Annotated in this window: 3 protein-coding genes; 2 read left to right on the forward strand and 1 reads right to left on the reverse strand. The window is 60.2% G+C overall.

From position 1 onward, the window contains the following. Positions 1-157 precede the first annotated feature (157 nt). Positions 158-862: a ferredoxin reductase domain-containing protein gene (locus GNZ13_RS42930; protein WP_172176453.1), complete on the reverse strand. Its 705-nt coding sequence runs from the start codon at positions 860-862 to the stop codon at positions 158-160. A gap of 489 nt (positions 863-1,351) precedes the next feature. Here GNZ13_RS42930 and GNZ13_RS53110 point away from each other — a divergent pair, with 489 nt between their 5' ends. Together GNZ13_RS53110 and GNZ13_RS42940 are read left to right on the forward strand one after the other, a co-directional pair. After that, a complete protein-coding gene (locus GNZ13_RS53110; protein WP_328807375.1) occupies positions 1,352-1,615 on the forward strand; it encodes a hypothetical protein in 264 nt (87 codons plus the stop codon). Further along, positions 1,612-2,421: a DUF6675 family protein gene (locus GNZ13_RS42940; protein ID WP_172176455.1), complete on the forward strand. Its 810-nt coding sequence runs from the start codon at positions 1,612-1,614 to the stop codon at positions 2,419-2,421. The genes GNZ13_RS53110 and GNZ13_RS42940 overlap by 4 nt, the downstream gene beginning before the upstream one ends. Positions 2,422-2,679: the final 258 nt, after the last annotated feature.

Consider the following 2,679-nt stretch of genomic DNA (forward strand, 5'->3'; position numbering starts at 1 on the left):
GGGTCGCCACCGGTCAGATGCGCATGACGTCAACCCACGGTTCTAGAACCGTCCAAGCGGCTCACGAGTATTCCACAGCCCCAGATAGGCGTGAGCGGGCGGGACCGACGAGCGATTGTGCATCAGCTGCGGAAAGCGCGCCTCAGTTACCGTGCCGTCACACTGCCGCTGACCATGCCTTTTGGTCGCCAAGGGCGATTTTATGAACGTTCGCTGCATACACCCATTCGCGGGCTTGGCGCTCTATGAGATCCATGAAAGCAGGGGGGCCGCTGCAGTAAATCTGTGTGTTGGCATGAGTTGGACTCATTGCGTGGGAACTCTTCTGCGCGAATAGATCATCGGACAGGCCGAAATGGTGATAGACCTCACCGTGACTTCGAAGCGCGTCAAATTCTTCTCGAAGAACTGCGCGGTCGGCCGATCGGGCGAAGTTGTGCACCTCGAACCTTTGACCCGCCGATGCAAGCCGCTTCGCGATTCCCGCGATCGATGCTGCGCCTATTCCGCCAGCAAAAAGGATAGATCGCGCACGATCGTCCAAAATTGTCGGCGGGCTTTTGGGGGTGCCGACATACACTTCGTCTCGTTCATTCAGCGGAAACTTGGATAGCAGACTATCCGTTCTGCCATCACCTTCTTGTCTCATGCCTACCACGTAACCATCGGACAGGGACGAAACACCGAGCAAAGGATAAATTCTTTGCTTGTCGCCAGCGCTATTCAGAAAGAGAGTGACGCACGACCCGTCGTTAAACGGCGGAAGCGCCGATTTGGACATTGTTCGAAGTTCAACGGCATGGTATCCCTTAGCAATTTGCCATTTCCGGCCCACGATGACGGGAATCAGGTTGTCGCGCATGTCTTCTCCAATAGGACCTGCTTCACAGGTGGAACTCTAGCCGATACCGCGTAAGGGATGGAGAGGGGAGCCGGGTTGTAGCGAATCCGCAGTGATGATCGGGCGTCGAAACCCGCGTGGTTAAAGGCGTTGAGCGATTAGTGCAAGGATGGTATTTCCAGAACGTACTTTTTGATTATCGATTACATCACGTTGACGATACTTGGCATTGCATAGTAAATGCACTTGGGAACGGTATGTCCATCAAGGGTGACAAGGCAATGCTGCTGCTTTCACACCGATCCATGCACGATCGCTAATGCACACGATAAGAAACTTCAACTTTATCTTGTGGGCGGGAGAAGGCACTATAGCTTCCCGTCCGCTTTACAAGGCCTGTCGCCCGCAACGAGGCGTCACGTTCGACCACTGCAGACAGGCGAGCGAGGAATCGTTTTCGCCGTCGTCAATAGATGAAGACAGCTGTATCCTTGGCAAGGCTGCCCACGGATCGCGCACGTCAGAGCGGATTTCATGCACAAGCTCACGACTCGGCTCTGCCGCGAGAACCAAGCGGTGGTTATCGAGGACCTGAACGTCAAAGGGATGCCGGCGAACGAACGACTTGCCGGGGCGATCTCGGATGTAGGCTTTGGGATCTTTCGCCCCTTGATGCGCCGCTACGTCGCGCTGAGGTATTTCAACATCGGAGCCGCATCGATTTACGTCGTCAAGTTCCTGACCGAGCCGCTGCTGGGAGGCAAGCCCAGATGAACGTTGCGCGTCCTCGCGGTTCGTATTGCCTGAAGGCAGCCGCCCGCTGCGCGCCGCTGGCGGCTGCCGCCGGCTTCGCCGTGGCAACCCCGTTGCCAACGCCGCCGTGCGGGACACCGCCGGTGCCGGCCTACGCGTCGCTGGGCGTGCAACCAGCAATGGCGATCCTGGGCGCCGAGGAGCTCGATGCGAGTGTGTGGCGGCCGTCCTCGTGTACCGGATGGCCTGCCGCGTCCCGCTCCCGGGTTGTCGTCGCGGTCGCAGGGCTGGTCCACGTCGCTGGCGGTCCCGAGACGCTGTTGGCACGTGCCGGGGCGGTCTCCACCCTGCGCAGCATGCGCTACTGGTCCACAACCGACAAGACGTGGCGTCCCTTGTTCCTGGATGCCGCAGCGCTGGCCGGACCCGCCGGGGGCGGGGACCGGCGGGGTGATTTCCGTCCGTCTGAACTGCAAGCCGGTCGAACCTTGTACTTCTGGGTGCGCGACAGCCGCTCCGGCCCCCTGGTGTACCGGATGCGGGTGCTGGAGCACAGCCCGCAGCGGATGGCGCTGGCCGAGGAAAATGTGTCGCCGGTCCGTGCCTTCGGACTGACACTGTTTCAGCCGGCTGCGCTGCAGACGGTGGTGTTCGCACAGCGCCAGACGAACGACGTATGGGGCCTGTATATTCTCGCGCGCATCGACCGGCAAGCCAGCAGTTTCATTGCGAGCGGGCACGAGGCCTCTACGGCGAACCGGGCGCTGGCACTGTTCCGGTACCTGGCCGGCGTCCCGACCGACGCGGAACCAACGGCCGTGCGATGACTTGGGTCGTGACGCAACAGGCCCCTCGTCGATGCGTCAAACGCCTGCTGCGGCGCTCTCGCGCGCTTTCCTGCAGTACGCGGCCGCGGCCGCGGGCGCGGTGTACGGTCTCACATTTCCCGGTGTTGTTCGTCTGGGTCGAAAACTGTCAGTAGCTCACAATAATCCCCGCTTGTGCGAACTCATTTTCTCCCACCCATTTTCTGACCAGGGGCTACGGAATTCCCACGTCCGACTACGAGCAGTTCGCGCTAACGG

Origin of the sequence: Paraburkholderia elongata (assembly GCF_013177735.1) — a bacterium.
GTDB classification, from domain to species: Bacteria; Pseudomonadota; Gammaproteobacteria; order Burkholderiales; family Burkholderiaceae; genus Paraburkholderia; species Paraburkholderia elongata.

Coding starts and splice junctions, on each gene's coding strand:
- GNZ13_RS42930 (WP_172176453.1), bottom strand. CDS start 862: ATGCGCGACAACCTGATTCCCGTCATCGTGGGCCGGAAATGGCAAATT.
- GNZ13_RS42940 (WP_172176455.1), top strand. CDS start 1,612: ATGAACGTTGCGCGTCCTCGCGGTTCGTATTGCCTGAAGGCAGCCGCC.